20 protein-coding genes are annotated in these 24,041 nt (G+C 65.5%); 16 read left to right on the top strand and 4 right to left on the bottom strand.

Translation table 11 applies throughout. The features are described from left to right. Nucleotides 1-68: 68 nt before the first annotated feature. Nucleotides 69-329, bottom strand: coding sequence for a hypothetical protein (locus WKH79_RS08775; RefSeq protein ID WP_050600979.1), 261 nt, complete (start codon nucleotides 327-329; stop codon nucleotides 69-71). A gap of 104 nt (nucleotides 330-433) precedes the next feature. Here WKH79_RS08775 and WKH79_RS08770 point away from each other — a divergent pair, with 104 nt between their 5' ends. The 8 genes from WKH79_RS08770 (at nucleotide 434) to WKH79_RS08735 (ending at nucleotide 8,747) form a co-directional block, all read left to right on the top strand. Continuing rightward, complete coding sequence (locus WKH79_RS08770) at nucleotides 434-2,308, top strand: ABC-F family ATP-binding cassette domain-containing protein (protein ID WP_341858638.1); 1,875 nt, start codon at nucleotides 434-436, stop codon at nucleotides 2,306-2,308. A gap of 69 nt (nucleotides 2,309-2,377) precedes the next feature. Continuing rightward, complete coding sequence (locus WKH79_RS08765) at nucleotides 2,378-3,451, top strand: efflux RND transporter periplasmic adaptor subunit (RefSeq protein ID WP_269420648.1); 1,074 nt, start codon at nucleotides 2,378-2,380, stop codon at nucleotides 3,449-3,451. Next, nucleotides 3,441-3,998 (top strand): efflux RND transporter permease subunit, encoded by a 558-nt coding sequence (locus WKH79_RS08760; protein WP_341858637.1) that lies wholly within the window; start codon nucleotides 3,441-3,443, stop codon nucleotides 3,996-3,998. Before WKH79_RS08765 ends, WKH79_RS08760 begins: the two co-directional genes overlap by 11 nt. Continuing rightward, complete coding sequence (locus WKH79_RS08755) at nucleotides 3,956-6,406, top strand: efflux RND transporter permease subunit (RefSeq protein ID WP_341858636.1); 2,451 nt, start codon at nucleotides 3,956-3,958, stop codon at nucleotides 6,404-6,406. The genes WKH79_RS08760 and WKH79_RS08755 overlap by 43 nt, the downstream gene beginning before the upstream one ends. Beyond that, on the top strand, nucleotides 6,403-7,305 hold the full coding sequence (locus WKH79_RS08750) for a TolC family protein (RefSeq protein ID WP_341858635.1): 903 nt from the start codon (nucleotides 6,403-6,405) through the stop codon (nucleotides 7,303-7,305). The genes WKH79_RS08755 and WKH79_RS08750 overlap by 4 nt, the downstream gene beginning before the upstream one ends. Next, nucleotides 7,194-7,748: a TolC family protein gene (locus WKH79_RS08745; protein WP_341858634.1), complete on the top strand. Its 555-nt coding sequence runs from the start codon at nucleotides 7,194-7,196 to the stop codon at nucleotides 7,746-7,748. The genes WKH79_RS08750 and WKH79_RS08745 overlap by 112 nt, the downstream gene beginning before the upstream one ends. A 171-nt stretch (nucleotides 7,749-7,919) precedes the next feature. Continuing rightward, complete coding sequence (locus WKH79_RS08740) at nucleotides 7,920-8,435, top strand: hypothetical protein (protein WP_341858633.1); 516 nt, start codon at nucleotides 7,920-7,922, stop codon at nucleotides 8,433-8,435. An 18-nt stretch (nucleotides 8,436-8,453) separates the two neighbouring features. Beyond that, a complete protein-coding gene (locus WKH79_RS08735; protein WP_050600974.1) occupies nucleotides 8,454-8,747 on the top strand; it encodes a PRC-barrel domain-containing protein in 294 nt (97 codons plus the stop codon). 186 nt (nucleotides 8,748-8,933) lie between these two features. On the opposite strand, the gene WKH79_RS08730 is transcribed toward WKH79_RS08735, so the two are convergent. From WKH79_RS08730 to WKH79_RS08720, 3 genes are read right to left on the bottom strand one after another with little or no spacing between them, the layout of a single operon-like run. After that, nucleotides 8,934-10,337 (bottom strand): efflux transporter outer membrane subunit, encoded by a 1,404-nt coding sequence (locus WKH79_RS08730; RefSeq protein WP_341858632.1) that lies wholly within the window; start codon nucleotides 10,335-10,337, stop codon nucleotides 8,934-8,936. Then, nucleotides 10,334-13,543 (bottom strand): efflux RND transporter permease subunit, encoded by a 3,210-nt coding sequence (locus WKH79_RS08725; RefSeq protein WP_341858631.1) that lies wholly within the window; start codon nucleotides 13,541-13,543, stop codon nucleotides 10,334-10,336. Before WKH79_RS08725 ends, WKH79_RS08730 begins: the two co-directional genes overlap by 4 nt. A 2-nt stretch (nucleotides 13,544-13,545) precedes the next feature. Further along, nucleotides 13,546-14,709, bottom strand: a complete 1,164-nt coding sequence (locus WKH79_RS08720) for an efflux RND transporter periplasmic adaptor subunit (RefSeq protein ID WP_341858630.1) — start codon at nucleotides 14,707-14,709, stop codon at nucleotides 13,546-13,548. A 114-nt stretch (nucleotides 14,710-14,823) separates the two neighbouring features. Between WKH79_RS08720 and WKH79_RS08715 the strand changes: the two genes are divergently transcribed. From WKH79_RS08715 to WKH79_RS08680, 8 genes are all read left to right on the top strand, one after another. Then, nucleotides 14,824-15,396 carry a TetR/AcrR family transcriptional regulator gene (locus WKH79_RS08715; protein WP_083437384.1) on the top strand — a complete coding sequence of 191 codons (573 nt, stop codon included), beginning with the start codon at nucleotides 14,824-14,826 and terminating at the stop codon, nucleotides 15,394-15,396. 70 nt (nucleotides 15,397-15,466) lie between these two features. Then, nucleotides 15,467-16,297 carry a Ku protein gene (locus WKH79_RS08710; protein ID WP_063511279.1) on the top strand — a complete coding sequence of 277 codons (831 nt, stop codon included), beginning with the start codon at nucleotides 15,467-15,469 and terminating at the stop codon, nucleotides 16,295-16,297. A 3-nt stretch (nucleotides 16,298-16,300) separates the two neighbouring features. Beyond that, on the top strand, nucleotides 16,301-18,817 hold the full coding sequence (ligD, locus tag WKH79_RS08705; protein WP_341858629.1) for a DNA ligase D: 2,517 nt from the start codon (nucleotides 16,301-16,303) through the stop codon (nucleotides 18,815-18,817). A 76-nt stretch (nucleotides 18,818-18,893) separates the two neighbouring features. Next, on the top strand, nucleotides 18,894-19,403 hold the full coding sequence (locus tag WKH79_RS08700; protein ID WP_050600968.1) for a 2Fe-2S iron-sulfur cluster-binding protein: 510 nt from the start codon (nucleotides 18,894-18,896) through the stop codon (nucleotides 19,401-19,403). Beyond that, nucleotides 19,400-20,386 carry a xanthine dehydrogenase family protein subunit M gene (locus tag WKH79_RS08695; protein WP_341858628.1) on the top strand — a complete coding sequence of 329 codons (987 nt, stop codon included), beginning with the start codon at nucleotides 19,400-19,402 and terminating at the stop codon, nucleotides 20,384-20,386. The genes WKH79_RS08700 and WKH79_RS08695 overlap by 4 nt, the downstream gene beginning before the upstream one ends. After that, on the top strand, nucleotides 20,383-22,572 hold the full coding sequence (locus tag WKH79_RS08690) for a xanthine dehydrogenase family protein molybdopterin-binding subunit (protein WP_341858627.1): 2,190 nt from the start codon (nucleotides 20,383-20,385) through the stop codon (nucleotides 22,570-22,572). The genes WKH79_RS08695 and WKH79_RS08690 overlap by 4 nt, the downstream gene beginning before the upstream one ends. Continuing rightward, nucleotides 22,572-23,423 carry an XdhC family protein gene (locus WKH79_RS08685; protein WP_341858626.1) on the top strand — a complete coding sequence of 284 codons (852 nt, stop codon included), beginning with the start codon at nucleotides 22,572-22,574 and terminating at the stop codon, nucleotides 23,421-23,423. Before WKH79_RS08690 ends, WKH79_RS08685 begins: the two co-directional genes overlap by 1 nt. Next, nucleotides 23,410-23,973 carry an NTP transferase domain-containing protein gene (locus WKH79_RS08680; RefSeq protein WP_341858625.1) on the top strand — a complete coding sequence of 188 codons (564 nt, stop codon included), beginning with the start codon at nucleotides 23,410-23,412 and terminating at the stop codon, nucleotides 23,971-23,973. Before WKH79_RS08685 ends, WKH79_RS08680 begins: the two co-directional genes overlap by 14 nt. The last annotated feature ends 68 nt before the right edge of the window (nucleotides 23,974-24,041 follow it).

Genomic DNA, 24,041 nt, shown 5'->3' with positions numbered 1-24,041 from the left:
CGCGCGGCTGCACTGGCTCAAGCGTGTGGTAGTCCTGCGGCGACGTCCAAACCGCTACGGCCTCTGCGCTACTCGGGAGCCTGCGCGGCGAGCATATCCATCATGGTGCGCGCGGCATCGCGGTCGGCGGGGTCTTCGAAGGCGACGTCCAGATCGGGTGCGGCATCGAGCATGTAGAGCAGGGTCCACAGCGCGAAGCGGTGGCCGCGATCGCGTTCGAGCCCGAAATCGACGCGCATTCGCTCGACCCCGGCGGGGAGCGCGGCCGGATCGACCTCGGCCAGGTCCTGGGTGCCGAAATAGCGCTGCAGCAGGTCTTCCATCTTCATCCCACCGCGCTAGCGGACCGGGCGGATCGTGCAAGGCGCTTGCACCGCGCTGCACGGCGGCAGAATTGCTTTGGGGAACGGCAATAGGCTGTTAGGGGTCGCGCATGCTTACCATCGACGGTGTCACAGTGCGGCTTGGCGGCCGGACCATTCTCGATCGCGCCAGCGCTGCCGTGCCGGTGGGCGCGCGCGTCGGGCTGATCGGGCGCAACGGCGCCGGCAAGTCGACGCTGATGAAAGCGCTGATCGGCGAAATCGAACCCGACGAGGGCGAGATCGCCAAACCGTCGCGCGCGCGGATCGGCTATATCGCGCAGGAAGCCCCCAGCGGGACGATGACACCCGAGGAAGTGGTACTGGCTTCAGCCACCGAACGCGCCGAACTGCTGGCCGAACTGGAAACCTGCACCGATATGTACCGGATGGGTGATGTCCATGATCGCCTGCTCGCCATCGATGCCTACAGCGCGCCGGCGCGCGCAGCGAAGATCCTGAACGGGCTAGGCTTCGACGAGGAGATGCAGCAACGTCCGGTGGAAAGCTTTTCCGGCGGCTGGAAGATGCGCATCGCGCTCGGCGCGCTGCTGTTTTCCGAACCCGATATCCTGCTGCTCGACGAACCGTCGAACCACCTCGATCTCGAAGCGACCTTGTGGCTCGAGAACTTCCTCAAATCCTATCCTGCCACGCTACTGGTGATCAGCCACGAACGCGACCTGCTGAACAAGGTGGTCGACCATATCCTGCACCTGCAGGGCGGGGCGCTGACGCTGTACAATGGCGGATACGACGCGTTCGAAAAGCAGCGCGCCGAGCGGGCGGCCCAGCTGGCGGCGGCCAAGGCTTCGCAGGATGCACAGCGCGCGCGATTGCAGGATTACGTCGCCCGCAACAGCGCGCGTGCATCGACTGCCAAACAGGCGCAGTCGCGTGCCAAGATGCTGGCCAAGATGCAGCCCGTCGCCGCGATGATGGAAGACCCCACGCTCACTTTCGGATTTCCCGATCCGGCGGAACTCAAATCCCCCATGATCACGCTTGAACAGGCGGCCGTGGGCTATGGCGATGCCCCGCCGATCCTGAAGCGGCTGAATTTCCGGATCGATGCCGACGATCGCATCGCGCTGCTGGGCCGCAACGGCAACGGCAAGACCACGCTGGCCCGGCTGCTGGCTTCGCAGCTCGACCCGGTGGAAGGCGAAGTGAACGCCCCGGGGCGGCTGAAGGTAGGCTATTTCACCCAGTACCAGGTCGAGGAACTGGCCGGTGAGGATACGCCGCTCGACCTGATGAACCGCGCGATGGAGGGTGCGGCGCAGGGCGCCGTTCGCGCGCAGCTGGGGCGGTTCGGCTTTTCGGGCGCGCGGGCGCAGACGCGGGTCGACAAGCTGTCGGGCGGCGAACGGGCGCGTCTGGCACTGGCCCTGATCACCCGCGATGCGCCGCATCTGCTGATCCTGGACGAGCCGACCAACCACCTCGATGTCGATGCGCGCGAAGCCTTGATCCAGGCGCTGAACGATTACTCGGGCGCGGTCATCCTCATCAGCCATGACCGCCACATGGTCGAACTGACGGCGGACCGTCTGGTGCTGGTGGATGACGGCACCGCGCGCGAATATTCCGGTAGCATGGAAGATTACATCGATCTGGTGCTGGGCCGCAAGCCGGCGAAGAACGGCCGCGGCGATGCGGCCAGCAAGGCGCGCGGCAGCAATGGCACCAATATTATTGCCCGGACGCGCATGGCCAAGGCGGAACTGGCGAAGGCCGAACAGGCGATGGCGCGGCTGACCGCCGATGTCGAGCGGCTCGACAGTGCCATCCTCGAACAGGGGACGGCCGGGGCGAGACTGGGCGGCGGGGCGAGCATCGAAAGCCTCCTCGCCCAGCGCGCCGAAGCGGCCGATGCGCTCGCCGAAGCCGAAGCGGCATGGCTGGCCGCCGGGACCGAACTGGAAGCCATCGAACAGGGCTGACACAGAAGCGCTTCCCCCCGAGGCCTTATTCGTTACCTGCGCAGCGTGTCCGCCGCGTCTTTCCGTACAATGGCTTGCGCCGCACTGCTGCTTGTCACCGCCTGCGGTGAAGCAGAACGCGATCCTGCGCGCGAGGCAGTGCCGGTCGTTGCGCAGGACATCAGCGTGCTTCCCGAACAGATCGAGATCGAAGCCATCGGCTCGGCCCGTGCGGCAACATCGGCGGAGATTTTTGCCGAAACGGCGGGGCGAGTGACCGCAGTGCTGTTCGCGGCGGGCGATTTCGTGCGCAAGGGCGAAGCGCTGGTCCGGCTCGACGCGCGGCAGGAACGCCTCGCGGTCGAAGCGGCACGGGTGCAGGTACAGGAAGCCGACCAGTTGCTGGGCCGGTATCGCCGCATCGAGGATACCGGTGCGCTTTCCGAAAGCCAGATCGAAGCCGGCGTGACCGCGCTCGCTTCGGCGCGCGTGGCGCTGGAACAGGCGCAGACGGCGCTGGCCGACCGGACAGTGCGCGCGCCGTTCTCGGGCCACGTCGGCCTGACCGAAGTCGATCCCGGCGACCGCGTCAACGATTCCACGCCGATCACGCAGATCGACCAGCGCGGCACGCTCTATGTCGATTTCCCCGCGCCTGAATCGGTCTTCAATGCGCTGCGTCCCGGCCAGGTCGTCCAGGTCGTGCCTTTTTCCGATACGACGCGGACCATCGACGCCCGCGTGGTGGCGACCGACAACCGGATATCGCAGGACAGCCGCGATTTCATCGTGCGCACCGCCATCCCCAACGAGGGCGACCGCCTGCGCCCCGGGATGAGCTTCCGCGTGGCCTTCACCCGCAATGGCGAAGCACGTCCGGTGGTCCCCGAGGAGGCCATCGTATGGGGCGGGGATGGATCGCACCTGTTCGTCATTCGCGAAGGCGCAGCCAGGCGCGTCCCGGTGACGATCACCTCGCGGCGCGAAGGCGAGGTCTTCGTGGATGGCGAATTCGAGCGGACCGACCGGGTGATCGTCGAAGGGGTGCAGAAGGTGCGCGACGGGCAGGCCATCCGCGTGGTGGGCAGCGGGAATGCGGACCGGCAGGATGTCGAGGTCCGCCAGCCCCGATCGGGCGCTGCTGCAGCCGCCGATGAAGGATAGGGCCGACCTCCCCATGCTGGCGGTGAAGCGGCCGCTGCTGATCGGCGTGCTCAACCTGCTGATCGTGATTGCCGGTATCGCTGCGCTGATGGGCGTCGAGGTTCGCGAGCTCCCCAATGTCGACCGGCCGGTCGTGTCGGTCACCGCCAGCCTGCCCGGCACCGATCTCGATACCGCTGCCTCCGACGTGCGCGAGGCGGTCAGCCGGACGACCCGCGACCTGCCCGAGCGCGTCGAGCAGGTGACGGTGGTCAAGGCGGACCAGGACGCGCAGCCGATCATGACGCTGGCCGTGCTGTCGGACAGCTACGACCAGGCCTCGCTGACGCGGCTGGTGGAAAACGACATCGTGCCCGAATTGCTCGCCGCCGAAGGGGTCGCCAGCATCGAACAGTTCGGCACCCGCGCCCGGCAGATGCGCGTGTCGGTCGACCCGGCACGGCTCAACCGCTTCGGGCTGACGATGACCGATGTCGCCGCGGCACTGCGGGGGCCCCCTTCGACGTGCCGGTCGGCTCGTTCCGGTCGGACGCGCAGGAACTGGTAGTGCGGGCCGAAGCCAGCGCGGTCGATCCAGCGCAGATCGAGAATGTCGTCATTTCGGGCACCACTCGCGTCGGCGATGTCGCGCAGGCGGATTTCGCCCCCGCCAATGCGACCAACTTCGTCCGCCTCGACGGACAGCCGATCGTCGGGCTGGGCGTGGTGCGGCAGGCCAGCTCGAACACGATCGAGATATCCAGCGCCATTCGCGCGGATGTCGAACGCCTGAACGCGCGGTTCGACGATGTCCGGATCGACGTGGTGTCGGCCGATGCCCAATTCATCCGCATTTCGGTCCGCGAAGTGCTGATCACGCTGGCCTTCACCATCGCTGTGGTCATTGGCACCATGCTGGTGTTCTTCCGCGCCTGGCGACCCACCGTCGTGCCCAGCGCCACCATCCCGGTCGCGCTGGTCGGGGTGATCGCGGGCATCTGGCTGATGGGCTTTTCGATCAACTTGCTCACGCTGCTTGCGCTGGTGCTGGCGACCGGGCTGATCGTCGACGATGCCATCGTGGTACTCGAAAACGCGCAGCGGTTGCAGAACAAGGGGCTGGGCCGGCGCGCGGCGGCGGTGCTGGGTACGCGGCAGGTCTTCTTCGCCGTCGTGGCGACCACGGCAGTGCTTGTTTCGGTTTTCGTCCCGATCAGCTTCCTGCCGTCCGAAGCGGGGCGGCTGTTTCGCGAATTCGGCTTCGTGCTGGCCGTGTCGGTGATCATTTCCAGTTTCGTCGCGCTGTCGCTGGTCCCGGCACTGGCGGCGAAATTCGACCTGGCGACTGACGACAGCGCGCCGGGCAGGTTAGCTGGCTGGGGTCATGCGGCGAACCACCGCTATGAAAGCGCGCTGCGCCGGTGTCTCGACCGGCCCAAGCTGGTTGGAGCGGTGTCGGTCGCGCTCGCGGCGCTGGCGGCGCTGCTTTACACCCAGCTCGATAACGAACTGGTCCCCGACGAGGATCGCGGCGTCATCACGATCGATGCGACGGGCCCCGACGGGGTCGGCATCGATTTCATGGATGGCGAGCTCGACGAGGTGGAGCAGGTCATCGCGCCGTATCTTGCCAGCGGCGAGATCGAAAGCACCTTCTCGATCGTCGGCCGCTACGATCCCAATCGCGTCCGGGTGACTGCACAACTCGCCGATTGGAGCGAGCGCGACCGCAGCCAGACCGAGATTGTCGAGGAACTCAACCCGCCGCTGCAGGAAATTCCCGGATCGCGCACCAATGCCCGGGGCCGCGGCACGCTGAGTTTCGGCGGTGGGGGCGACGGTATCGAGGTGGCGCTGACCGGCGCCGAATACCCGACGATCTACGCGTCCGCGCAGGCGCTTGCCACGGCGATCGACACCCGCTCCGAAATCCTCTCCAATCCCGACATTTCCTACCAGCCGACACAGCCGCAGCTCTCGGTACAGATCGATCGCCAGCGCGCTTCGGATCTCGGCGTCGAGTTGGACGATCTGGCGCAGACGCTGCGCGCGATGGTCGGCGGCGACGATCTGGTGGATCTCAACGTCGGCGACCAGGCAGTCCCGATCTTCCTCACCGCCCAGGCCGTGAGTGTCACCAATCCGTCGGACCTGCGCAATCTCTACGTCCGCGGGTCGGGCGGGGCGTTGATCCCGCTGTCCAGCGTCACCGTGATCGAAGAGCAGGGTATCGCCGCCGAACTCGACCGCACCGAACAACGGCGTGCAATCGAGGTCTCCGCGGATATTGCAGCCGGTACGCCGCTGCGCGATGCGGTCGACGAGATCGAGCGGTTGGGCGAGGAAGCGCTGGGGCCGGGGATCGACATGCTGCTGCAGGGCGATGCGGCGAGCCTCGAGGAAGCGTCGAGCGATCTGCTGCTGACCTATATCTTCGCGCTGGTGATCGTGTTCCTGGTGCTGGTGGCGCAATTCGAAAGCGTGACCAGCGCATTGGTGGTACTGCTGACCATTCCCTTCGCGCTTGCCGCGGCAGTATTCGCGCTGTTCCTGTCGGGGGTCTCGCTGAACATCTATTCGCAGATCGGGCTGGTGATGCTGATCGGGCTGATGGCGAAGAACGGCATCCTGATCGTCGAATTCGCCGACCAGTTGCGGCACCAGGGGCGCAGCGTCCGCGAAGCGGTGGAGGAAGCCGCCGCGATCCGCCTGCGGCCGATCGTGATGACGCTGATCTCGACCGTGTTGGGCGCCCTGCCGTTGATCCTCGCCAGCGGCGCGGGTTCCGAAGCACGCCAGTCGATCGGCTGGGTGATTTTCGGCGGACTGGGTATCGCGGGCATCTTCACGCTGTTCCTGACCCCGGTCATCTATCTGGCCATCGCGCGCTACGGGAACCCGCGCAATGTCGACCTCGCCCGCCTGCACAAGGAAATCGACGAGGTCGACGAGGATCTTTCCGTGGCGCAGGTATGAAGCACCCCGGTGCCATTCTGCACGTCGCGCTGGCGATGTCCGGCTGCGCCGGTAGCGAACCGGTCGCAATCGCGCCGCCCATCGCTGCTCCGGCTGTCTATGCGACCGATCTGCCCGCTGCCGGGTTGCAGGAAGAATGGTGGCTCGGCTTCGGTGACCCGGTGCTCGACCGGCTGGTCCGGCGCGGTCTGGAAGCCAATCTCGATATCGATGCCGCGTCCGGACGGCTTGCCGCCGCGGCCGCCCTGTTGCGCGCGGAACGGGCGGACCGGCTGCCGGGGCTCGACGGATCGGCCGAAATCGGAACCACGCTGGTGGGCGAGGGAGAGGATACGGCGGTGGCCGGCCTGTTCGCCCTGTTCGACTCCGATCTGAATGGGCGGCTGGCAGCCGAGGTGCGCGCCGCCGTGGCCGATTACGCCGAGACGAACTATCTGCTGGCCGAGCAGCGCCGGCTGGTCGCTGCTGCGATCGCCAGCCAGTATATCGAATACCGCCGGACCCAGACGCAACTCGACCTGCTCGAACAATCGACCGATCTGCAGGACCAGACGCTGCGCATCGTCACCCTGCGGTTCGAGGCCGGGCTGGCTGCCAATCTGGACGTGCGCCGCGCGGCAGCGGACCTCGCCCAGACCCGGGCTCGCCGGGGATTGGTCGAGATTGCTCGCGCCAATGCGCTCAGCGCGCTCGCGATCCTGCTGGCAGAGCCCCCGGGGCCTTCGCGATCGAGCCGCTCGCCGATGGCTCTCAAATACCCGGATATGGCGCGGGACCGCCAGCGGGCGTGCCCGCCGACCTGCTTCGCCGGCGGACCGATATCCTCGCTGCCGAAGCGCGGCTCGCGCGGGCGGCCGCCGAGATCGGAATCGAACAGGCGGATCTGCGCCCGTCGCTGACGATACCCGGTGAAATCGGCATCGGCGACGGGCTGCTGAGCGGGCTATTCGGCGATTTCCTAGTCGGGATAGCCGCCGCGATCGATATTCCGATCTTCGACGGCGGACGCCGCCGCGCCGAAGTCGCTGCGGCCGAGGCCGTGGCCGAGGCGCGCGTGGCCGAATATCGCGCCACGTTCCTCAACGCGCTGGGCCAGGTCGAGAATGCGCTGGTATCGATCGAGGCCTATCGCCAGCGCAATGCCGCGCTTACCGAAGCGATCGACCAGAGCGAGACCGCGCTCGCACAGTCGAACGCGCTGTACCGCGAGGGCCTGGCCTCCCTGTTCGATGTGCTCGATGCGCAGCGCCAGCTTATCGCCAGCAGGCAGGCGCTGATCGACAGCGAGGCGGCACTGGCCAGTTCCTTCGTCGCTTTTCATTCGGCTATCGGATCGCAGTAAACGCCGCCCGCATTACTCGCGCTGCGGCTGCCGTATCCTAAATCCCCCGCGTCCTTAAAATCACCGGGTTGGAGCCACCGTGTTCGGTGAAGAAATTCTCTTTCGGAACGAACGGCTTGGCTGCTCGCTGATAGACTGCGCTCATCCCGCGCAGGCAACAGGAGGAAAATTATGGCTGAAATTCCAGTCGAGAAGAAATCATCGATGACGTGGCTCTGGCTGCTACTGGCAGCAATACTCGCAGCGTTGCTGATCTGGTGGATCACCGCCGACGAAGACGATGCCGATCCCGTGCTCGCCGAGACCGCCATCGAAGCTGACGCCGACGCTGATGCCGACCCCATGGCGATGACGCTGGCCGCCATCCTGGCCGATCCCCAGTCGTATATCGGACAGGAATTCGCAGGCGAGGTGAGCGTTGCCGGACCGCTGACCGACCGGGGCTTCTGGGTTGAGAACGACGGCGCGCGGATGTTCGCGTTGATCATCGACGAACCCCGCGAAGTCGAGATCGACATCAATCCCGGACAGGAACTGCGCATTTCGGACGGCATGATCCGCGAAGGCGGCGAAGTCTCCGATGTCGAAGGTGTTCCGCTCGATGACGACACTCTCGCGGTTCTTGCCGATCAGGACGTGTTCCTGATTGTCGACGAGGACAATGTCGAGATCCTCGAGCGTCCGTAAGACTAGAAAGGACCTATTATGAAGAACGATGATCGCTTCGGCGAACTCGAAGCCCTCGATTCCTGGCAACTCGTCCATGACGAGCAGGACATCCGTGGTTGTACCGTGGCCTCGGTCACGGGGACGCATTACGGAACGATCGAGGATATGCTGGTGGACAAGGAAAAGGAACATGTCGCAGCCGTACGGCTCGACGATGGCCGGATTGTTGCCGCCGACAATCTCGAAATCAGGGGCCGGGACGTGATCTATCACGACGACCTTGCCGCGTCCCGGGTGAATTACACCAAGGTACGCCGGCCGGCCGTCTGATTTTCCGGCCGCACAGCGGGGGATCGCGATGCGCGGTTCCCCCGTTCCCGGACCCGCCAGAAGGTCGAGCCATCCCGATTGCTCGGCACGCTTGAAGACCCCCGTCCGCCAGGATGGGGGTCTTCGCGTTCAGGCTTTGCGGAGAACAGACTGCCCGAAAGATATCTGCCTTGTGCGCGGTCCCGATCAGCGCGGGAGGCCGCCACCCAGCGCGACGAACAGCGTCGCGCCGTTCTGCAGATAGGCCCGCTGCGTGGTGAGCAATTGCTGCTGGGCGGAGAACAGATTGCGCTCGGCATCGAGCACTTCGAGATAATCGGCCACGCCCTCGCGGTAGCGCAGCCGGGCGAGCCGCGCGATGCGTTCCTGCGCGGCGACCCCCTGCTCCTGCGCGGCGACCTGCTGGGCCAGCCAGCGCCGCCCGGCGAGGCCGTCGGACACTTCGCGGAATGCCGTCTGGACCGCTTTTTCGTACAGTGCGACCTGTTCGGTCTCCCGCGCCCGGGCCAGATCGAGATCTGCCTCGCGCGCTCCCCAATCGAAGATGGGTAGCGAAAGCGATGGGCCGAAAGACCATGTGAACCCGTCCGAACCGAACAGGTTAGCCAGGTCGCTGGAGGCGAAACCCGCATTGCCGGTGAGCGAGATCGTCGGGAAAAAGGCCGCCCGGGCGGCACCGATGTCGGCGCGCGCGGCGCGCAGCTGTTCTTCGGCGGCGGTAATGTCGGGGCGCACCAGCAGCAGGTCCGACGGCAGCCCGGCGTCGAGCATCATGGCATCGTCCTGCGCCTGCATCGCAAGCGGCTGCGGCAGGTTTGCGGGAACGGCGCCGCCCACCAGCACGGCAAGCTGGTTGTTCAGCCGTGCCCGGTCGAGACGCTGCGCTGCCAGCTGCTGTTCCGCTGTCGTCAGCAGCGTTTCGGCCTGACGGTAGGGCAGGGCCGAGGTGACCCCGGCATCGAGCCGCAACCGCGCGATCCGCAGCCCTTCCTGGCGGCTCTCCAGCGTCGCCTGTGCCAGGTCTATCTGCGCATCGGTTTCGAGGATTTCGAAATAGGTCGAGGCGACATCGGCGACGAGCGAAAGATAGAACGCCCGCTGGTTCGCTTCGGTCGCAAGATAACGGGCGCGCGCGGCTTCGGAAAGATTGGCCACCCGGCCCCAGAAATCGAGTTCGAACGAGGTCACGCCCACGCCGACTTCGAAACGGTCCGCCGTCACGGTCGGCGCTGCGCCGGCTATTGCCGCCCCGGTCGGGGTGCGGCTGCGTCCGGCAGCGGCACTGGCCACGGGGGCGGGCAACCTTCGGCTATCCTGGACCCGGTATTGGGCGCGCGCCTGTTCGATGCGCGCGGTCGCCGCCACCAGGTCGCGATTGTTGGCAACCGCAGTATCGATCAGCGCGACCAGCCGGGCGTCGTCGAACCATTCGCCGTAAGACAGCGTGCTGGCGACCACAGTCCCATCGGGACGGTACTCGCCGTCATAGGCAGGAGCGCTCGCCAGCGGCGGACGCTCGTGCGCGGGTGCCATGTTCACGCAGCCGGCAAGGGCCAGCGCCAGCATGCTGGCGGATAGCGGACGCATCATGCGGGTTCTCCTTCGGCTTCGCCGGGCGGAGTGGGCTTGCCCTTCGCCAGTCGGGTTCGGACCAGCAGGTAAAGCAGCGGGATGGCGAAGATGCCGATTGCCGTGGCCGCGATCATGCCGCCCATCACGCCCGTGCCGACCGCGATGCGGCTGGCGGCGCCGGCGCCCGAGGACAGAACCAGCGGAACCATGCCCAGAATGAAGGCGAGCGAGGTCATGATGATCGGCCGCAACCGCAGGCGCGCGGCGGCCTTTACCGCCTCGAGCGGGCTCTTGCCTTCGGCCTCCTGCTCGATCGCGAATTCGACGATGAGGATGGCGTTCTTCGCTGCCAGGCCGATGATCGTGATCAGCCCGACGTTGAAGTAGATGTCGGCGGACAGGCCGCGCAGCATGGTGAAGAGCACGGCTCCCAGCACGCCCATCGGCACGATCAGCAGCACCGACAGCGGCACCGACCAGCTTTCGTACAAGGCAGCAAGCACGAGGAAGACGATCACCACCGACAGTCCGAGCAGCAGCCCGATCTGGCCGCCGGCCTGTTTTTCTTCGTAGCTGATGCCGGTCCATTCGAAGCCGATGCCGTCGGGCAGCTGGCTCGCGAACCGTTCCATTTCTTCGAGCGCGGCGCCCGAGGATTCGCCCGGAGCCGCAGTGCCCGACAAGGTCATCGCCGGATAGCCATTGTAGCGCGACAGGCTGGGCGGACCCGCGGTCCATTCGGCAGTGGCGAAGGAACTGAACGGAACCAGCCCGCCCTGCGCATTGGGGATCCGCAGCGACAGCACGTCCTCCGGCTCCATCCGGTGGGGTGCGTCGGCCTGGACGAGGACCTGCAGCACGCGGCCCTGGCGGTTGAAGTCGTTGGCATAGGCAGAGCCGAAATTGATCGACAGCGCGTTGTTCACATCGTCCATCGACAGGCCCATCGCACGCGCCTGGACGCGGTCGACCTCGACATGCAATTGCGGGGCCGGCGGCTGGTCCTCGGGTCGCAAATTGGCCAGCAGCGGGCTTTGCGACGCCATGCCGAGCAATTGGTTGCGTGCATCGACCAGCGCGTCGCGGCCCACGCCGCCGCGGTCCTGCAGCTTCATCGTGAAACCACTGGCCTGGCCGAGCGACTGGATGGCGGGCGGCTGGATGGCAAAGGCCAGCGCATTGTCCAGCCCCATGAAAGTGCCCATGGCCTGTCCGACCAGGGCACCGGCCGAACTTTCCGGGGCGCTGCGTTCGCTCCAGTCCTCGAGCGGGGTGAACATCATCGCGTTGTTCTGACCCTGGCCGAAGAAGCTGAAGCCGCGCACGACCACCGTCCGTGCGACCTCTTCGCGCGACTGCCAGAAGCCTTCGACGGGTTCGATTGCCTCTTCCAGCCGTTCGCGGGTCGACCCGGCGGGCGACTGGACCACGGTGATGACATAACCCTGGTCCTCGGTGGGCAGGAACCCGCCCGGCAGGCGCGCGAACAGCAGGCCGGTGATCGCGGCCAGCAGGAGGAACACCGCCAGCCCGCGGATCGGCCGGGCAAGGATCGCCTCGTTGGTGCGACCGTACTTCTCGGTCATCCGCGCAAACCACTGATTGAAGCGGTGGAAGAACCGCCCCGATACCGCGCGGGCCCGATCCAGCTGTCCGCGCCAGCCATCGCGCAGCGGACGATCGGCATCGTCGGGCGCGGCTGCACCGTCGTGATCCTGGACGTCTTCCTTCCGCAGGAAGGTGGCGCACAGCGCCGGGGTCAGCGACAGGGCCAGTACGGCAGAGAAGAAAATCGAAATGGCCAGCGTGACCGAGAACTGGCGATAGATCCCGCCGGTCGATCCGGGGAAGAAGGCCATCGGCACGAACACCGCGATCAGCACCAGCGTGATGCCCACGATCGCGCCGGTGATCTGGTCCATTGCCTTGCGCGTCGCCTCGAGCGGACCGAGCCCTTCCTCGCGCATGATCCGCTCGACATTCTCGATCACGACAATGGCGTCGTCGACGAGGATCCCGATTGCGAGGACCATGCCGAACAGCGACAGCACGTTGATCGAGAAGCCGAACAGCCACAGGCCGAGGCACGCCCCCGCCAGCGCGATCGGCACGACCAGCGTCGGGATCAGCGTCGCGCGCCAGTTCTGCAGGAACAGGAACATGACGAGGAAGACCAGCGCCATGGCTTCGACCAGCGTCTTGACCACTTCCTCGACCGAAACCTCGACGAAGGGAGTGGTGTCGTAGGGGATCGACCAGGCGACATCCTGCGGCAGGCCGGCACCGAGTTCCTCCATCCGCAGCTCGATCCCTTCGGCCGTTGCCAGCGCGTTGGCGCCGGTGGCCAGCTGGACCGCCATGCCGGCCATCGGCTGGCCATCGAGCGTGGTCGAGGTGGCATAGGTCTGCGCGCCGATCTCGACGCGGGCGACATCGCCCAGCCGGACGCTTGCCCCGCCTTCGTCCGCGCGCAGGATCACCCGCCGGAATTCCTCCTCGGTCTCGAAGCGGTTGGCAGTGGTGATGGTGGCCGTGATCTGCTGGCCTTCCTGCAGCGGAAGGGCGCCCAGCGAACCGCCTGCAGTCTGCGCATTCTGTTCGCGGATCGCGGCGACGACGGCGCTGGGGGAAAGGTTGTAGGAAGCCAGCTTGTCCGGATCGAGCCAGATACGCATGGCGTATTCCGAACCGAACAGCGTGACGTCGCCCACACCCGCCACGCGGCGCAATTCGTCGATCACCTGCGTCGAGGCGATATTGCCGAGGTCGGTCGAATCCAGCGCGCCCGATTTCGACGTCAGCGCCACGATCATCAGGAAGCCGGCATTGGCCTGCCGGACGGTGATGCCCTGGCGTCTGACTTCCTCGGGCAGGCGGGCTTCGACCGTGCTCAGCCGGTTCTGCACTTCGGTCTGCGCGATATCGATATCGGTCCCGGCCTCGAAGGTCAGCGTGATCGACGCCGTGCCGTTGGAGAGGCTGGAGGAGGACATGTAAAGAAAGCCCTCGACCCCGTTGAGCTGCTGCTCGATCACCTGCGTGACATTGGTCTCGAGCGTGGCGGCGTCGGCGCCGGGATAGACGACGCTGATCGCCAGCGAAGGCGGCGCGACTTCCGGATATTGCTCGATCGGCAGCGCGCGCAGCGAGATGAAACCGGCGAGCAGGATGCCGAGCGAGACGACCCATGCGAAGATGGGCCGATCGATGAAAAAGCGAGCCATGATCAGTCAGCCTTCGCGGCGGGTGCGGCAGGAGCGACGGCGCGGCCATTGGGAGTGTTGGCGATCTGCACCGGCATGCCCGGCTGCAACTTTTGCAGGTTCGACACGATGACCCTGTCGCCCGGCTGGAGGCCGCTTTCCACGACCCATTTGTCACCCACCAGCCGGCCCAGCTTGATCGGCCGCAGCGCGGCCTTGCCGTCCTTGTCGACGATCATCACCGTACCACCGGAATCGGCCACGGTAACCGCCGCCTGCGGGATCGCGATGACGTCGGTCGCCTTGCCCGCATAAATACGCGCATTGACGAATTCGCCCGACAGCAGCAGCCCGTCGGGATTGGGGAATTCGGCGCGCAATTCGATGGTGCCGGTGGCTTCGTCGACGGTAAAGTCGAGGAATTCGATCAGCCCGGGAATCTCGTATTCGGTCCCGTCGGGGAACACCAGCCGGACCTCGACGGCGTCATCGGCCGACAGTGCCAGCTCGCCAGCGGCAATCGCGCGGCGGATCTGCAGCACTTCGGTAGCGGACTGCGAAAAGGATACGTAGATCGGCGAAACCTGCTCGATCCGCGTCATCAGCGTGCCTTCGGGCTGCGAGACGAGCGCGCCTTCGGTCACTGCGGCACGCCCCGCGCGTCCGGCGATCGGCGCGCGCACGGTGGTGTAGCCCAGTTGGAGCGATGCCGATTTCAGCTGGGCCTGGATCTGCGCGACATTGGCATTCGCCTCGCGCGCGGCGGCCTGTGCGGCGTCGAATTCCTGGCCGCTGATGGCGTTTTCCTCGACCAGCGGGCGATAGCGCTGCACTACGGCATTGGCATTGGCCGCCGTAGCCTTCGCACGTTCGAGGCTGGCCTGCGTCTGCGCGTAGCTGGCGCGCAATTCGGCCGGATCGATGCGGAACAGTGGCTGTCCCTGTCCGACGTCGGTGCCTTCTTCATACAGGCGCTGCTGGACGATGCCGGTGACGCGCGCACGCACTTCGGCGACGCGGACCGGTTCCACCCGGCCGGGCAGTTCGAGGACATTGTCGATATCCGCCTCCGCAACGGTGATGGTGCGGACCGGGATTGCCTGGCCCTGCGGCGACTGATCGGGTGACGAGCATGCGGCGGCGGCCAGACCGAGAACGAACAGGAGCAGAGTGCGAAGGTGCGTCATTGGAATTCCTTACATGCGAATCACCCTGCGACGGCGTTCGGCTACTGGCGCGTTTTTACATTTTAGGTACAACTGTAAATTGACATTTTTGCATTGGATGTCGAAATAACCTGCATGGAAGAGAGAGCCTGCAAAATCGCGGCGGCGGGATACGCCGTCATAAGCCAATATGGTGTCCGCCGTGCGACAATGAGCGACATCGCCGCAGCGGCGGGGGTTTCGCGCCAGACAATATACAATATCTTCCCCAACCGCGAGGCGTTGCTGGTCGCGGTGTCGCGGTATCACTTCGCGTCGAAATGGAACGCGATCCGGGAAGGCTGCGACGACGCCGCGCCCCGCGACGCCCGGTTCCGGCTCTTGCTCGAGAAGCTGGTTCTGGAATCGTGGGAATCGATCCAGGCGATGCCGCATGCCGATGAGCTCGAGCTCGAACTGGCCACGACGCTCAAGCAGGAACTGACCGAGGTCCACCTCGGCGCGCGGCGCAATCTGTGTGAATTCCTGCTGCCTTACGAGGCCGATCTCGAACGCCGTTCGATCACCCCGCGCGGCCTTGGCGAGATGCTGCACCATTCGATCGTGGGCCTGAAACTCAGTACGACGACGCGCGCGGAAATCGAATCCGTCGTCGCCACGATGCATGCCTGTCTGATGGCCTTGACCGCCCCCGTTCAGCCTGCGTGACCTCGTCCAGCGGGCTGCGCTCCGGAACGCATAGGGGAATGGAGCGCTGTTTCGCCTGAAGGGAAGGCACATGGCAGCACGCGCATATTGGCAGGGGCAGATCAGGCTGGCGCTGGTTTCGATCCCGGTCGAAATCTACTCGGCGACCAAATCGGGGGCGAAGATCCGGTTCAACCAGATCCACGAACCCAGCGGCAAGCGCATCTCTTACGAGAAAGTCGTGCCCGGGATCGGACCTGTCGACCGCGACGAGATCATCAAGGGCTACGAGGTTTCGAAGGGCAATTACGTCCTGCTCGACGAGGACGAGATCGACGCGGTCAGGATCGAGAGCAAGCGGACGCTGGAACTGGTGCAGTTCGTCGATGCGTGCGAAATCGACCCGCTCTATTTCGAGAAGCCCTATTACGTCGCGCCGCAGGACGAACTTGCCGAAGAAGCCTTCATCGTGCTGCGCGAGGCCCTGCGCAAGGCGAAGAAGGTCGCGCTGGGCCAGCTGTCGGTGCGCGGCAGCGAGAAACTGGTCGCGGTGAAGCCATGCGGCAAGGGACTGCTGCTCGAAACGCTGCGCTATGCCGATGAAGTGCGCGCAGGGCAGGCGTTCTTCGACGATATCGACGATGCCAAGCCGAAGAAGGAACTGCTCGAGCTGGCGAACACGCTGATCGAGCAGAAGAGCGCGCCCTTCGATGCGAGTGAATTCGAGGATCGCTATGGTCAGGCGCTGCGCAAGCTGATCGACAAGAAGGCGAAGTCGAAGAGCAAGACCGCGGTGATCGAGGATGTCGACGATCCCGATGCCGGTGGCGGCTCCAACGTCATCGACCTGATGGCAGCGCTCAAGAAGTCGGTCGGGGAGGAGAAGCCCAAGAAGACCTCGCGGCGTAAGAAGTCCGCCTAGGCTATGGCTGCGCGCAAGAACCCCCTGGCCGAATACAACGCCAAGCGGGATTTCTCGCTGACCCCCGAACCGGCGGGCGAGCCGCTCGCCAGCGAGACCGGCAACCGCTTCATCGTCCAGAAACATGATGCGACCCGCCTGCACTGGGACTTGCGGCTCGAGGTCGATGGCGTGCTCAAGAGCTGGGCGGTGACCAAGGGGCCCTCCCCCGATCCCGATATCAAGCGGCTGGCGGTGCGGACCGAAGACCACCCTATGTCCTATGCCGATTTCGAAGGCGTGATCCCCAAGGGCGAATATGGCGGCGGCACGGTGATGCTGTGGGACCGCGGGACGTGGCAGCCGATCGAGGGCAAGAGCGCGAGCGACCTGGAGGAAGGGCATTTGCACTTCTGTCTCGAAGGCGAGCGGATGAAGGGCGAATGGCTGCTGATCCGGCTCAAGCAGAAACCCGGCGAGAAACGCGAGAACTGGCTGCTGCGCAAACTGCAGGACGACAATGCCGAAGCGGGCGACGGGCTGGTCCAGCGCGAATTGACCAGCGTGCTGACCGGGCGTTCGATGGCTGAGATCGCCAGCGACAAGCAGGGCGAATACCCGCTGGCTGGAAAGAAGGATGATGCCTTCCTTGCGCAGATGCAGAAAGCCTCTGCGCGCAATGCCGGCAAATCCAGGCCCAAACGCCGCAAGGCGGCCCCGCTGCCCGATTACCGCAAGCCGCAGCTCGCGACGCTGGTCGACGACGTGCCCGCCGGCAATCGCTGGATGCACGAGATCAAATTCGACGGCTATCGCACGTTGGTGGCGGTCAAGGGCGATACCGTCCGCGTGTTCACCCGCAACGGCAAGGACTGGACCGACAAGTTCGGCCCGCTGGTCGAGGCGATTGCCGCGCTCGACCTGCCATCGTGCCTGATCGACGGCGAAGTCGTCGCTTACGACGGCAAGGGCAATCCCGATTTCTCCACCCTGCAACAGGTGCTCAAGCGCGGGCACGGATCGCAGGGCAAGGAGGACAAGCTTGCCCTGCATGCCTTCGACCTGCTCGAACTCGATGGCGAGGATCTGACCGGCCTGCCCAATATCGAACGCAAGGAACGGCTCGAAGCGCTGCTCGATTCCGCCGATCCGCCGATCCACGTCGCCGAACATGTGCTGGGCGCGGGCGAACATCTGTACCGCGCGATGTGCGATGCGGGACAGGAAGGGATTATTTCCAAGACCGTCGATGGCAAATATGCCGGGCGCCGCAGCAAGGCCTGGGTGAAGGTCAAATGCACGCGGCGACAGGAATTCGTGATCATCGGGTGGAAGAAGTCGAGCGCGAAGGGGCGCCCGTTCGCTTCGCTGCTAGTCGCGCAGCATGAGGGCGACGACCTTGTTTACAAGGGCAATGTCGGCACCGGCTTTTCCGCCGACGATCTCGACGAACTGGCGGGCAAGATGAAGCGACTGGCGCGCAAGACCCCGCCGGCGGAAGTCGACCGGGCCTCGTCGCGCGGGGTCACTTGGGTCACGCCGAAGCTGGTCGCTGAAATCGCCTTTGCCGAATTTACCGCCGACGGGAATGTCCGCCACGGCAGCTATCTGGGGCTGCGCGGTGACAAGGATGCGAGCAGCGTGCAGCCGGAAACGCCGGCCAAACCGGCCGAAGCCAGCGATGCGGTCAAGATTTCCAGCCGCGACCGGGTGATCTTTCCCGACAGCGGCCAGACGAAGGGCGCGCTGGCGGACTATTACGAAGCGGTGGCGGCGATCATGCTGCCCTTCGCCGCGCGGCGCCCGATCAGCCTGGTGCGCTGTCCTTCGGGCCGGGCGAAGAAATGTTTCTTCCAGAAGCATGACAGCGGCAGCTTCGGCGATGCGGTGCACCCCGTGCCGATCCGCGAGAAGGACGGCGGGCACGAGGATTACCTGTTCATCGACGATGCGCGCGGACTGCTCCAATGCGTGCAGATGGGGACGATCGAATTTCACGCCTGGTGCGCGCGTTCGGATGCGGTCGAACGGCCCGACCGGATGATCTTCGATCTCGATCCCGACGAGGGGCTGGGGTTCGACGAGGTCAAACAGGCGGCGCGCGACATCCGCGCCCAGTTGGCCGATCTCGGCCTGACCAGCTTTGCCATGCTGACGGGCGGCAAGGGCGTGCATGTGGTGGTGCCGCTGACCGCGGCCCATTCCTGGGATGCGCACAAGGATTTCGCCCGCCGCTTCTCCGAGGCGCTAAGCATGGCCGAACCCGAGCGCTTCACCGCCACGATGAGCAAGGCGAAGCGCAAGGGGCGGATCTTCATCGACTGGCTGCGCAACCAGCGCGGGGCGACGGCAGTGGTGCCCTATTCGGCGCGAGCGCGCTCGGGTGCGCCGGTGGCCATTCCGCTGGCCTGGAACGAGCTCAAGGCGATGGAGAACGCACATCCCTATTCGATCGATGATGCCAAGACCCTGCTCGACCGGGCAGCTTCTAAATCATTGCAGGGATGGGGTTTTGCGGAGCAGCGGCTGCCCGATCTTTAGTTGCAGTGCTTTGTGCGCGGCAGAAATGCGGGCACCTTTCGCAGTTTGGGGCTTTGTCGGATAAAAGGAGGCCTTCTTGGGCGAGACCATTTCCGTAAACGGAACCCAGCGTTCCCTTCCCGACGATCCGCGGATCACCCTGCTCGATTTCCTGCGCCGCGATCTCGGCCTGACCGGCTCGAAAAAGGGCTGCGACCACGGGCAGTGCGGGGCCTGTACGGTGATCGTCAACGGCATCCGCATCAACAGCTGCCTGACGCTGGCGGCGATGCACGAAGGTGATAGCGTGACGACGATTGAAGGGCTTGGCACGCCCGAGGATCCATCGCCGTTGCAGCGTGCCTTCGTGGACCATGACGGCTTCCAGTGCGGTTATTGCACGCCCGGTCAGATCTGTTCCGCCACCGCCATGCTCGAAGAACTCGCCAATGACTGGCCGAGCGATGCGAGCGACGATCTCGAAGGAAAAATCGAGATATCGGGCGAGGAAATCCGCGAGCGGATGAGCGGCAATCTGTGCCGCTGCGGTGCCTATGCCAACATTGTCGCTGCGATCCGCGACGCGGCGACGGAGACGAGCGCATGAGGCCCTTCCAGTACGAACGTGCCCGCACCTTGGGCGATGCCGCCAGGCTGGTCGCCGGGGCAGATGCGATGGCGATTGCGGGCGGCACCAACCTGCTCGACCTGATGAAGCTGCAGGTCGAAACCCCCGGCGAACTCGTCGATATCAACCGCGCCGGATTTGCCGAAATCGAAGATACCGACGATGGCGGCCTACGGATCGGCGCACTTGCCACCAACACTGCGACTGCGGTTCACCCGCGCGTGCGGTCCGACTATCCGGTGCTGGCGTGGGCGATCCTTGCCGGTGCGACCCAGCAATTGCGGAACAAGGCGACCACCGGCGGCAATCTGTGCCAGCGCACCCGCTGCTTCTATTTCCTGAATATCGACCAGCCCTGCAACAAGCGCGAACCGGGCAGCGGCTGCGGCGCGATCGACGGGGTGGCCAAGCTGCACGCCGTGCTCGGCACCAGCGACGAATGCATTGCCACCTATCCGGGTGATATGGCGGTCGCGCTCGGTGCGCTCGATGCGACGGTGCAGATCGCTTCGGTCGATGGCGCCGAACGTTCGGTCCCCGTCCGCGATTTCCATTGCCTGCCGGGCGATACCCCGTGGCGCGAAAACGTGCTCGAGGACGGTGAAGTCATTACTGCAGTCACGCTGCCGGCTCCGGTCGCGCGCGTGCAGCTCTATCGCAAGGTGCGCGAACGCTCGTCCTATGCCTTTGCGCTCGTATCGATTGCAGCGATCGTCGAAATGCGTGACGGGGTGATTGCCCGCGCGGACCTTTCCTTCGGCGGCCTGGCGCACAAGCCTTGGCACGATCCGCGGATCAGCGATTTGCTCGAAGGTGCCGCCCCGTCGGCACAGCTTTACGACGCGGCCGCCGACCTGCTGCTCGAAGATGCCCGCGGTTATGGCGAGAACGATTTCAAGATTCCGCTGGCGCGCCGTACGCTCCACGCGGTGCTGGCCCGGGCGGTGGAGGACGCGGCATGACGGTGCATCTCAAGCAGGACGAACCCGACACCTCGAACCGCCTCGACGGGATGAAGCAGGGCGTGATCGGGCAGCCGATTTCGCGTGTCGAAGGCCTCGCCAAGGTTACCGGTACGGCGCCCTATGCGGCCGAATACCCGATCGAAGGCTGCGTCGAAGGCGTCCTTGCCACAGCGACGATCACGCGCGGCGAAATCCTGAAAATCGACAAGGACAGCGTCCTCGGCATGCCCGGGGTCATCGCGGTCATAGACGATCCGCGGCTGACCACGCGCGCGGCGCAGGGCACTGCCAACGAAGCCCCGCAGCAGTCGCCACGCACGGTTTGCTACTGGGGGCAGCCGATCGCACTCGTGGTCGCGGAAACCTTCGAACAGGCGCGCGATGCGGCCAAGCACCTGGCAGTGGAATACCGCCCCGACGATGGCGCGCCGCTGTCGCCGGACGCAGTCCAGCCCGAGGAACAGGAAGACGAAACCGTCCGGCAGGGCGATCTCGTTCATGCAATGAGCGAAGCTGCGCACAGCGTCGATGTCACTTTCACGACCAAGGGCCACGCCTCGGCGGCGATGGAGCCGCATGCCGCGATCGCGCAGTGGGACGGCGATCAACTGACGGTTCATGCGTCGCTGCAAATGCTCAATTACAATATCTCGGAACTGGCCGATGCGATCGACCTGCCCGAAGAAAAGGTGCGGCTGGTGTCGCGTTTCGTCGGCGGCGGGTTCGGATCGAAGCTGGGCGTGAGCGAGGAAACCGTCGCCGCGGCCATCGCCGCCATGCAGCTTGAACGGCCGGTGCGCGTGGTGATGTCGCGCCAGCAGGTATTCCAGTGCATCATGCGTCGGTCCGAAACCACGCAGCGGCTGCGTCTCGCCGCCGACCAGAAAGGCCGGCTCACCGGTTTCGGCCACGAGGCGCTGGTTTCGAATCTGCCCGGCGAAACCTTCGCCGAGCCGGTGCTGCAGTCCTCGCACTTCCTGTATGCAGCGCAAAACCGCAAGCTGATGCTCGAAGTCGCGCGGATCCACCGTATGACCGCTGGCTCGGTCCGTGCGCCCGGTGAAGCGGTGGGCATGCCCGCGCTCGAAGGCGCCATGGATGTCCTCGCCGAACGGGCTGGCATTGATCCGGTCGAATTGCGCCTGCGCAACATACCCAAGGAAAACCCCGAAGAAGGCTTGCCGTTCTCCTCGCACAAGCTGGCCGAATGCCTGCGCGAAGGGGCGGAGGCGTTCGGCTGGGATAGCGGCCCGCGCAAACCGCGGCAGAAGCGCGAAGGCGAATGGTGGGTCGGGACCGGGATGGCCAGCGCTGCCCGGGTTCACAATGTCGGCGAAGCCAAGGCGCGCGTTACGCTCAAGCCCGATGGCACCGCACTGGTCGAAACCGACATGACCGATATCGGCACCGGGACCTATACGATCCTCGCACAGATCGCGGGCGAAATGCTCGGACTCGATCCCGAAAACGTGCTGGTCGATCTGGGTGACACGCGCCATCCGCTTGGTCCCGGTTCGGGCGGTAGCTGGGGCGCATCGTCCAGCGGCTCGGCGGTTTACGTCGCGTGCAAGGCGCTGCGTGAAGAGCTGGCCGATCGGGTCGGCGTTACCGAAACCGAGCTCGATGTTGCCGACGGCAAGGTCGTGGGCGGACAATCGCTGGCGCAGGTGCTGGCGGGTGAACCGCTGGCGCGCGAAGGGCATTACGAGCCCGGCGCCATCGCCGACGATTTCACCGCAGCGGGCTTCGGAGCATTCTTTGCCCAGGTCCGCGTCAACCACTTCACTGGCGAGAGCCGGGTCGACCGGATGCTGGGCGCATTCGGCTTCGGCCGCGTGCTCAACCGCAAGACGGCGCGTTCGCAGTGCCTCGGCGGGATTACCTGGAGCATCGGCGCCGCGCTGACCGAGGCGCTCGAATTCGATCCGCGCGATGGGCATTTGGTGAACTGCGATCTTGCCGAATACCATGTCCCGGTGCACCGCGACGTGCCCGATCTGGAAGTGATCATGGTCGAGGAACGCGATCCTGCGGCCAGCCCGATCCAGGCCAAGGGGATCGGCGAATTGGGGATGTGCGGCGGCGCCGCGGCGATCGGCAATGCGATCTACAACGCCTGCGGTGCGCGGCTTTTCGATTACCCGATGACGCCCGACCGCGTGCTGGCGTGCATGCCCGATTGATGCTGGCCGACCCGGCTCTCTATCCTTCTGCCGACGAGGACCATGCCGCGCTTTACGCCGCGTGCGAACCGGGAACAGCCTTGTGTACGATCGTAGGGATCGAAGGCGGTTTTTCGCGGCGCGTGGGGGCGCAGCTGGCAATTCGCGCCGACGGTTCCACTGTCGGAAGCCTTTCGGACGGATGTCTCGAAGCGCAGCTGGCGACGGATGTATCCGCGCTGCATTCCCCCGAAGTGGTCCGCTATGGACGCGGATCGCCGAAGATCGATTTCCGCCTGCCGTGCGGCGGGGGGCTCGATATACTGCTCGATCCCGCGCCCGACCGGAACGCCATCCGTGCCGCGGTGGATGCTCTGGAGCAGCGCGACCCCGCCTCCCTGGTCCTGCCCGCAACATCGCCGCTGGCACGCCGTACCTATATTCCGTGCATGCAGCTCAACGCACTGGGTGAAGGCCCGGAACTTGCCGCCGTCACGCGGCTCTGCGCTGCGATGGGCGTGCGGTGCCGGCCATTCAGCCGCGCCGATCTGGTAATTGGGCAAGCTGCGCGCGGACTGACGGGCGACCGCTGGACCGCGGGTTTGCTGCTGTTCCACGACCACGAATGGGAAGCGGCGCTGCTCGAGCAGGCACTTGCTTCGCAAATGTTCTACATTGGCGCGCAGGGGGGCGAGAATGCCCGGATCGAACGCGCCATGGCTCTGGCGGCAAGGGGCGTGAGCGAAGAAGACCGTGCCCGCATCCGCAGCCCGATCGGACTCATTCCCGGCTGCAAGAATCCCACTGCGCTCGCGCTTTCGGCACTTGCGGAAATCGTCGGCGAGTACGAGCAGTTGCGTGCCGCCGCTTGATCGAGGGATCGGCATCATCCTGCTCGCTGCCGGGCGCGGTACGCGTTTCGGCGGCGACAAGCTCTCCCGGGACCTGCGCGGCAAGCCGCTGTGGAACTGGGCGGCCCTGGCCGCCGAAAAGGCGGGTTTCTCTCAGCGTTATCTCGTGTGCCGGCCGGATTCGTCGCTGTGCTCGCGCGCGGGGTGGGAGGCAGTGATTAACCACCATGCCGATGAAGGCATGGGCAGTTCGATCGCGGCCGGCGTCGCCGCTGCGGCACCGAAGTGCGAACGCTTGGTGATTGCCCTTGCAGACATGCCGCTGGTCGAACCCGGTCACCTTCGTGATCTTGCCCGGCTTAGGGGAACCGTGTTCACGCGCTATGACGACGGGGCGGAAGGGCCTCCGGCGGCATTCCCCAAGAAAGCATTCGCCGCGCTGCAGACGCTTACCGGCGAACGCGGTGCCAGGCATCTCGACTTGGGCGAAACCGCCACGCTGGTGCCTGCGAATGGTCACATGCTGGCCGATGTCGACACGCCTGCTGCACTCGACGCGCTTTCCCGATAGCCACGCGCCGTTCGCGGCATCGGCAAACACCCGGCCGCCGCTGCGTATCCAGCATAAACATTGGTTGG

The organism is Qipengyuania sp. GPGPB31 (assembly GCF_038396345.1).
Lineage (GTDB): Bacteria > Pseudomonadota > Alphaproteobacteria > Sphingomonadales > Sphingomonadaceae > Qipengyuania > Qipengyuania citrea.
This window is presented reverse-complemented; position numbering and strand designations above follow the sequence as displayed.

What these genes read in the sequence shown, in the direction of transcription:
- WKH79_RS08695 (WP_341858628.1), top strand. Translation starts at nt 19,400, where the DNA reads ATGAGGCCCTTCCAGTACGAACGTGCCCGCACCTTGGGCGATGCCGCC.
- WKH79_RS08685 (WP_341858626.1), top strand. Translation starts at nt 22,572, where the DNA reads ATGCTGGCCGACCCGGCTCTCTATCCTTCTGCCGACGAGGACCATGCC.
- WKH79_RS08750 (WP_341858635.1), top strand. Translation starts at nt 6,403, where the DNA reads ATGAAGCACCCCGGTGCCATTCTGCACGTCGCGCTGGCGATGTCCGGC.
- ligD (WP_341858629.1), top strand. Translation starts at nt 16,301, where the DNA reads ATGGCTGCGCGCAAGAACCCCCTGGCCGAATACAACGCCAAGCGGGAT.
- WKH79_RS08690 (WP_341858627.1), top strand. Translation starts at nt 20,383, where the DNA reads ATGACGGTGCATCTCAAGCAGGACGAACCCGACACCTCGAACCGCCTC.
- WKH79_RS08710 (WP_063511279.1), top strand. Translation starts at nt 15,467, where the DNA reads ATGGCAGCACGCGCATATTGGCAGGGGCAGATCAGGCTGGCGCTGGTT.
- WKH79_RS08770 (WP_341858638.1), top strand. Translation starts at nt 434, where the DNA reads ATGCTTACCATCGACGGTGTCACAGTGCGGCTTGGCGGCCGGACCATT.
- WKH79_RS08765 (WP_269420648.1), top strand. Translation starts at nt 2,378, where the DNA reads ATGGCTTGCGCCGCACTGCTGCTTGTCACCGCCTGCGGTGAAGCAGAA.
- WKH79_RS08715 (WP_083437384.1), top strand. Translation starts at nt 14,824, where the DNA reads ATGGAAGAGAGAGCCTGCAAAATCGCGGCGGCGGGATACGCCGTCATA.
- WKH79_RS08740 (WP_341858633.1), top strand. Translation starts at nt 7,920, where the DNA reads ATGGCTGAAATTCCAGTCGAGAAGAAATCATCGATGACGTGGCTCTGG.
- WKH79_RS08735 (WP_050600974.1), top strand. Translation starts at nt 8,454, where the DNA reads ATGAAGAACGATGATCGCTTCGGCGAACTCGAAGCCCTCGATTCCTGG.
- WKH79_RS08730 (WP_341858632.1), bottom strand. Translation starts at nt 10,337, where the DNA reads ATGATGCGTCCGCTATCCGCCAGCATGCTGGCGCTGGCCCTTGCCGGC.
- WKH79_RS08720 (WP_341858630.1), bottom strand. Translation starts at nt 14,709, where the DNA reads ATGACGCACCTTCGCACTCTGCTCCTGTTCGTTCTCGGTCTGGCCGCC.
- WKH79_RS08760 (WP_341858637.1), top strand. Translation starts at nt 3,441, where the DNA reads ATGAAGGATAGGGCCGACCTCCCCATGCTGGCGGTGAAGCGGCCGCTG.
- WKH79_RS08775 (WP_050600979.1), bottom strand. Translation starts at nt 329, where the DNA reads ATGAAGATGGAAGACCTGCTGCAGCGCTATTTCGGCACCCAGGACCTG.
- WKH79_RS08725 (WP_341858631.1), bottom strand. Translation starts at nt 13,543, where the DNA reads ATGGCTCGCTTTTTCATCGATCGGCCCATCTTCGCATGGGTCGTCTCG.